This window comes from Paracoccus nototheniae (assembly GCF_004335005.1).
In the GTDB taxonomy this organism is placed as follows: Bacteria; Pseudomonadota; Alphaproteobacteria; order Rhodobacterales; family Rhodobacteraceae; genus Paracoccus; species Paracoccus nototheniae.
This window is the reverse complement of the sequence record NZ_RQRT01000009.1, coordinates 71568-78421: the sequence shown is the minus strand read 5'-3', so window position 1 is coordinate 78421 and position 6854 is coordinate 71568. Positions and strand designations below refer to the sequence as shown.

At 60.8% G+C, this 6854-nt stretch carries 6 protein-coding genes; 5 read left to right on the top strand and 1 reads right to left on the bottom strand.

The genetic code is table 11. From position 1 onward, the window contains the following. Positions 1-89 precede the first annotated feature (89 nt). Positions 90-656: an SOS response-associated peptidase family protein gene (locus EG885_RS06275; RefSeq protein WP_242679531.1), complete on the top strand. Its 567-nt coding sequence runs from the start codon at positions 90-92 to the stop codon at positions 654-656. A 200-nt stretch (positions 657-856) separates the two neighbouring features. Here EG885_RS06275 and EG885_RS06270 read toward each other — a convergent pair whose 3' ends face one another. Beyond that, a complete protein-coding gene (locus tag EG885_RS06270; RefSeq protein ID WP_131573626.1) occupies positions 857-1891 on the bottom strand; it encodes a LacI family DNA-binding transcriptional regulator in 1035 nt (344 codons plus the stop codon). A 188-nt stretch (positions 1892-2079) separates the two neighbouring features. On the opposite strand from EG885_RS06270, the gene EG885_RS06265 reads away from it, so the two are divergent. From EG885_RS06265 to EG885_RS06250, 4 genes are all read left to right on the top strand, one after another. Continuing rightward, on the top strand, positions 2080-3087 hold the full coding sequence (locus EG885_RS06265; protein WP_131573625.1) for an ABC transporter permease: 1008 nt from the start codon (positions 2080-2082) through the stop codon (positions 3085-3087). A gap of 36 nt (positions 3088-3123) precedes the next feature. Further along, on the top strand, positions 3124-4140 hold the full coding sequence (locus tag EG885_RS06260) for a substrate-binding domain-containing protein (protein WP_165571058.1): 1017 nt from the start codon (positions 3124-3126) through the stop codon (positions 4138-4140). A 103-nt stretch (positions 4141-4243) separates the two neighbouring features. Then, positions 4244-5791 carry a sugar ABC transporter ATP-binding protein gene (locus tag EG885_RS06255; RefSeq protein ID WP_131573624.1) on the top strand — a complete coding sequence of 516 codons (1548 nt, stop codon included), beginning with the start codon at positions 4244-4246 and terminating at the stop codon, positions 5789-5791. Positions 5792-5805: 14 nt separating this feature from the next. Then, positions 5806-6846 (top strand): ABC transporter permease, encoded by a 1041-nt coding sequence (locus EG885_RS06250; protein ID WP_131573623.1) that lies wholly within the window; start codon positions 5806-5808, stop codon positions 6844-6846. Positions 6847-6854 lie beyond the last annotated feature (8 nt).

Genomic DNA, 6854 nt, shown 5'->3' with positions numbered 1-6854 from the left:
GGGGGCGGAGAATTACAGGCCTAGTTTGTTCCTGTCGCGGCAAGGAGTCTACGGGCGGGCGGAAATCGTGATCTAGGCCGGAGCAGGGGGTGTGCCATAGTCTGTTGCCAGAGCATGAGAGAGGCTGCGACGTCTGCAATCTTTACAACCTGACCACCAATCAGCAGGCGATCCGTGACTTCGTGCGGATCACCCACGACATCGCTGGTAATCTGGAGCCCGACCTCGACGTTTACCCTGATCGTTCGGCGCCCGTCGTCCGGCAAACGAAGGACGGGCGCGCGCTGTCGCGAATGACCTTTGGCATGCCCACTCCGCCGAAGTTCCTGAAGACCCCGGATGCGCCCGACACCGGCGTCACCAACATCCGCAAGCCCGCACTGGCGGCGCTGGCTGGGGCCGGAAAGCCGCTGCGTGATCCCCGCGACGGCCTTTTCGGAATACGGGCAGACGCCACGACCGGGGGGCATCAGTTGTTCGGGTTCCTGATCACCGCGCGGAAGGCTGTCGTGAACCCGATCCACCCCAAGGCCATGCCGGTGATCCTGACCACGCCGGAGGAGATCGACGTCTGGCTTAACGCCGACTGGAACGATGCGAAGGCACTGCAAAGGCCGTTGTCGGATGTGGGGTTGGTGCCGCTGGCCGGGAAATGACTTACCAGAAACGCTGGACTCAGCACGTCTACCCGAAAGGCAGGAGGCCGACTGATGGTGGCGGTCAATGATGTCTACAGCACACAGACAATATGGGCATCTGCTATCGGCGCATTATAGTCTTTGCAGGCAGCAGCCAATGACGAGAGTCAGATTGACAGACGGTTTGACTGCAGGAAATATTTTTTAAGAACAATCTGCTACTCGGTGTCAGATGCCGTACTTTCGCGCAAAATCAGTCTGCCGGTCACCAGCACCTTCATCGGCGGCTGAGCGTGACCGTTGCTGATGACATCATCGAGCAGATTCACCGCCATGGCGCCGATCTGTCGCTTTGGCACATCGACAGTCGACAGGGCAGGAGACAACAGGCTGCTCATCGGCAGATTATCGAAACCGATGACCGAGACGTCATCGGGGATCCTGTGACCCAGCTCTTGCAAGGCCCGCATCAGCCCGTGGGCAACAATATCGTTCACACAAAAGTAAGCGTCGGCTATGCTGTCCTGCGCGGCAAGGTGCTGAAGAGCCTCGGCATAGGCTCCGTCACGTCTGGCAGAAACGTGCAGGGTGTCTTCCTGCGCGACCTGGCGCTGCAATCTTGCGCAGGCGCGGGTGAAGGCCTTTTCGCGCAGCCGGAAATTCGTCACATCAGAATGGCTGCCGACAAAGCCAATGCGATCGAAGCCCGATGTCGCAAGGTACGAGGCGACGCAGAACACGGCCTGATCGTTGTCCATGTCGACGAAATTCGCGGTCAGATGCCGGTAATACGTGTCGATGAAAACGACTGGCTGCCCGCCACGCGAAAGCGTCAGGATATCCTCTTCCGACAATTCGGTACCAAGAATGATCTGGCCCCTGCCATCGGCTGTCGCCAGCAAGGCCGAAATATCGACCCCGTCATGGGCCACGACCTCCAGATTATAGCCCCGGCGCGTGGCCTCGTGGGACATGCCGTCGATATAGTCGGAAATGAAGTGGTTGTGATCGCGGTTCACCGTGTCGCCATGCTTCGAAAGCTTGAGAAAGCGGATCGTCTGCGCGGCATCGGCCCTGATTTTGGGCGTCCGGGGGGCATAAGCAAGATCCGTCGCCGCAGCCAGCACACGGTCCCTCGTGCTCTGCGTGATGTCGCCCTTGCCATTAAGCACAAGTGAGGCCGTCGAGGCCGAGACGCCGGCAAGATCGGCCACTTGCCGTAGGGTTGCGGGTTTTTTGACTGGTTTATCCATGTTTCGAACGCCCGCTCCTTCAGACGACACCATCTTCTATACAACACCACCCCGGAGCCAAGGCCGACCGACGGCCTGACACCTGCAAAGCCGGCAGGTTCGACAAATCCGTTGCATGGCTGACAACTTGCTGCTAGCGTTTCACTAAATCAAGCGTATGTTTTACTAAATCCTGGGGAGGAGAAGTAGTGAAACGCGATGCGAATCTGCTGGTTCTGTGTGTCCTGACTGTGGTGCTTTTGGCCCTTGGCGGGGTGGTTTCTGACGGCGCGTTCCTGTCGCCCTTCAATCTGCAATCGATGGCGACGCAGGTGCCCGAGATCGGTCTGCTTGCAATCGGGGTCATGCTGGCCATGTGCGCGGGAAACGGCGGGATCGATCTGTCGGGCATCGCAAATGCCAATATGTCCGGCGTTGCAGCAGGGATCTTTGCAATCTCCCTGTTTGATGCGTCCGCGGCGCCCGCTTTGTTCACCGTGACATTTGCGGCCGGCTGCATGATTGTCGGCCTTACCGCCGGGATCCTGAACGGGATCATCATCTCGCGCTTCAACATCACACCCATCCTTGCGACTTTGGGAACCCAGATGCTGTTCACCGGCATCGCGGTCGTGCTGTCGAACGGACGGTCCCTGACCATTGGATCGCCTGATCCTCTTTATGCCTTGGGCAACGGGGTGATTTTTGGCCTGCCCATCAGCTTTCTGATCTTTGTCGCGATCGGGACGGTTCTGGCGGCGGTCTTGCGCCTGACGCCTTACGGGATGCGCCTGATGCTGACCGGCGCGAACCCCAAGGCCGCCGTCTTCAGCGGATTTCGCGGCGTGCGGATCATCACGACCACCTATGCGGTATCAGGGCTTTTGGCGGGTATCGCCGGGATCATCATCGCGGCCCGCAACGTCAACGTGAAGTGGGACTACGGCACCTCTTATCTGCTGGTCGCGATCCTGATCGCGGTGATGGCAGGTGTCCGCCCCCAAGGCGGCCATGGCCGGGTCGTCAACGTGATCCTGGCGGCTGTCGTGCTGCAACTTCTGTCCAGCCTTCTGAACTTTATCGGGCTGTCTAATTTCGTTCGAGATCTGGCCTGGGGCATTTTGCTTTTGTGCTTCCTGGCCGTGGCGCGTTTCGATCTGATCAACCGGATCACCGCGTTCGCACCTTCCCGGCGACCCCCTCGCGCCGTGGAATGACGGGAGGATGAGGGTTTTCTACTGAGGAGATAGAAAATGACGACCAAACACCACCTGCTGACCACCGGCCTGAAAGTCGCCCTTGTCACCACCGTGATGAGCGTGGCGGGACAAGCGGCCTGGGCACAGGACGGCAAGACCATCACGACCGTCGTGAAGATCAGCGGCATCCCGTGGTTCGACCGGATGGAGACCGGGGTCGAGCTTTACGCCGAACAGCATCCCGAGATGAACATCTCTCAGGTTGGCCCGGCCAGCGCCGATTCAGCCCAGCAGCTGCAGATCGTTCAGGATCTGATTGCCAGGGGAACCGACGCGCTGGCGGTCGTGCCGATGGATCCAGGCGTGCTGGAGGGGCTGCTGAGGCGTGCCATTGATCGCGGAACGATCGTCGTGACGCATGAGGCGGACAATCAGGTCAACACCATGGCCAATATCGAAGCCTTTGATAACGCAGAATACGGTACCGCCCTCAACGAGAGACTGTCCGAATGCATGGGTCAGGAAGGCAAATGGACGACTTTTGTCGGCTCACTGGGCAGCCGCACGCATATGCAGTGGGTCGGTGCGGGCGAGGAGAACGCCAGCCAGTATCCCGGCATGGAACTGGTCGATCCGAACAACGAATCCTTCGATGATGCCAATGGCACCTATGAGACCGCCAAGGAAATCCTGCGCAAGCATCCCGACATCAAGGGCTTTCAGACCTCGGCCGGGAACGACGTCCTGGGCGTCGGCCGCGCGATCGAGGAAGCGGGTCTGACCGGGCAGGTCTGCCTTGTCGGGACTGGTCTGCCAAACCCCTCGGCGGCCTATCTGGACAGTGGCGCCATCACGGCCATCGGGTTCTGGGATCCGCAAAAAGCCGGAATGGCCATGAACGAGGTCGCCCGTATCCTGCTGGAGGGCGGAGAGCTGGAGGACGGCATGGATCTGGGCGTCGAAGGCTATGAAGCCGTCTCGGTCACCCAAGGCGCTGGCGAGGGCAAGCTGGTCGTCGGCAACGGGATGGTGATCGTCGACAAGGACACCTACGCCGAACGCCTGTTCTGATCCGCGACCTTTGACAGGGACCGTCCGGAACGGGACCGCAGCCTGCCTGCGATCATCCGGACGGTCCGCCACCAAGTCCTTGTCCCGACGGAGCCTTTCTTCGATGACAAACCGATTCAGTACTGATGCTCCCTTTCTGGAACTTCGTGGAATCCACAAGCGGTTCGGCGGGGTGCGCGCCCTGTCCGGGGTGGATCTGACAATCGAAGCGGGCAAGGCCTATCATCTTCTGGGCGAGAATGGCTGTGGCAAAAGCACGGTCATCAAGATCATGTCTGGCGCCCATGCCCCGACCGAAGGCAGCATCTTTCTGGATGGCAACCTGGTGCCGAAGCTGTCTCCCATGGCCGCGCTGGAGGCGGGGATCGAGACGGTCTATCAGGATCTGTCCCTGCTGCCGAACCTGACCGTGGCCGAGAATGTCGCCCTTGGCGAACAGCTGGTTGCCGGACACGGGCGGTTGCTGCGGGTGTTGGATCGCAAGCGCGTTCACTCGACGGCGGCGGCGGCGCTTGCCAAGACGGGGCTGGAACCCAGTAAATCCCTTCTGAACAGCGTTGTCGGCGATCTGCCTCTGGCCATCCGCCAGCGTGTCGCGATCGCACGTGCCATCGCGGCCGAGGCGCGCCTTGTGATCATGGACGAGCCGACAACGTCGCTGACGCGGCACGAGGTCGAGACATTGATCGAAGTGGTCAACCGCCTGCTGGACAGCAATGTCGCCGTGCTGTTCGTCACCCACAAGCTGGAGGAATGTTACCGGATCGGTGGCGATGCGATCGTGTTCCGCGACGGGCTGAGCGTCGCGCAGGGCCCTATCGAAAGTTTCACGCGCGGAAGGCTGGCCGAGCTGATGACCGGACGCGCCATCGAGTCCGTTCGTTTCCGCGATGGCGCCCCGGAACCCGAGGTGCTGCTGACAGTGTCCGGCCTGAGCCGCGCTCAGGGGTTCCGGGACATCGACTTCAGTCTGCATCGCGGCGAGATCCTGGGGATCACCGGGCTTTCGGACTCGGGTCGCAACGAACTGGCGATGGCACTGGCCGGTCACCTGCCGATTGATGGCGGCACTCTTTGCCTTGATGGAAAGCCGGTCCGCATCGGATCACCCACAGAGGCGATCGACCACGGCATCGGCTATGTCCCCGAGGACCGGCTGTCCGAAGGGTTGTTCATCGAAAAATCGATCTTTGAGAATGCCGTGCCGCTGATCCTTGGTCGCATTGCGGGTCGCTTTGGCCTGATCGACCGCGCCAGGGGTCGGGGCGCGGCCAGGGACATCGCCGCCGGGATGAACCTGAACACCGCCGATATCGATCTGCCGGTCGGAGCACTGTCGGGCGGCAATCAGCAGCGCGTCCTGATCGGGCGCTGGCTCAGCATCAATCCGCGGCTGCTGATCCTTCACGGCCCCACTGTCGGCGTCGACGTTGGATCGAAAGAGACCATCTTCCGGGCGATACAGGACATGGCCGAGCGGGGCATCGGCCTGCTGATCGTGTCGGATGATCTGCCGGAATTGCTTCAGAACTGCGACCGAATTCTGGTCATGAATTCTGGCCGCGTCGTCGAGGATCTTCGGGCCACGGAGGTGGACGAGGATCGCATCTATCAATCCATGCTCGCCAGCCAGAGCGAGCTAGCAGAATGACCGTGGTGCAGCACATGAATGACAGTCTTTCGACCGGAACCGAGCCCGCGACAAGCGTCGGCCGAAGCGCCAGGTTTTTCCTGTTTCTGAGGGCCCATCCCGAAACGGTCAGTCTTTTTCTGCTGGTCGCGATCTGCGCATCGGTCGCCGCAATCAACCCGGCCTTCCTGCAACCCTCGTCCTTGATCGACATGGGGCGCGCCAGTGTTGTAACCGGTCTGTTCGCTTTGGGCGTGTTCACGGTACTGGCCTCTGGCGGCATCGACGTATCGTTTCCTGCAGTCGGAGCTGTGGCCATGTATGGGATCAGCACGCTGGTTCTGAACGTCTTTCCAGACATGCCGATGGCGCTGATCATCTTGCTCTGCGTCGCCACGGGCATCCTGCTTGGTGCCGTGAACGGTGTGCTGGTTCATGAACTGAGGGCGCCGGCGTTGATCGTCACCATCGGTACGCTCTATGTGTTTCGCGGCGTTCTCCTCGTATTCGTGGGGACGGTCTGGTTGATGGAAATGCCGCCGCAGATGGTCGCCTTCGGGCAATGGTCGCTTGTCGACATCACCACGCGCAGCGGTGCCACCGTCAGCCTTCCGGTTTATTTTCTCAGCCTTCCGCTGGCTGCGGTGCTGACCTGGTTCGTCTTCAACCGGACGCTTATGGGACGCGCGATCTTTGCGGTCGGCGGCAAGCCCGATGTCGCCGCCAGACTGGGTTACAACATTCGCGCCGTTCACGTCTTTGCCTTTGCCTTTGCGGGCGGGCTGGCGGGCATGGCAGGGGTCATTCAGGCTTCGGCCAACCGGATGGCCAATCCGTTCGATTTTGCTGGAACCGAGATCATTGTCATCGCAGCCGTGATCCTGGGCGGGGCAAGGATCACGGGCGGCACGGGATCTGTTCTGGGCACGGTCATCGGCGTCCTGCTGGTGACGGTCGTGAACAACGTCCTGGTCCTAGTCGGAATTCCCAGCACCTGGCAGCGCGTCGTCGTCGGCGCCTTCATCCTTCTGGCCGCCGCGTTCTTCGTCCTGCGGGACCGCAAGGCCACCACCTGATATTCGGA

What these genes read in the sequence shown, in the direction of transcription:
- EG885_RS06270 (WP_131573626.1), bottom strand. Translation starts at nt 1,891, where the DNA reads ATGGATAAACCAGTCAAAAAACCCGCAACCCTACGGCAAGTGGCCGAT.
- EG885_RS06260 (WP_165571058.1), top strand. Translation starts at nt 3,124, where the DNA reads ATGACGACCAAACACCACCTGCTGACCACCGGCCTGAAAGTCGCCCTT.
- EG885_RS06255 (WP_131573624.1), top strand. Translation starts at nt 4,244, where the DNA reads ATGACAAACCGATTCAGTACTGATGCTCCCTTTCTGGAACTTCGTGGA.
- EG885_RS06250 (WP_131573623.1), top strand. Translation starts at nt 5,806, where the DNA reads ATGAATGACAGTCTTTCGACCGGAACCGAGCCCGCGACAAGCGTCGGC.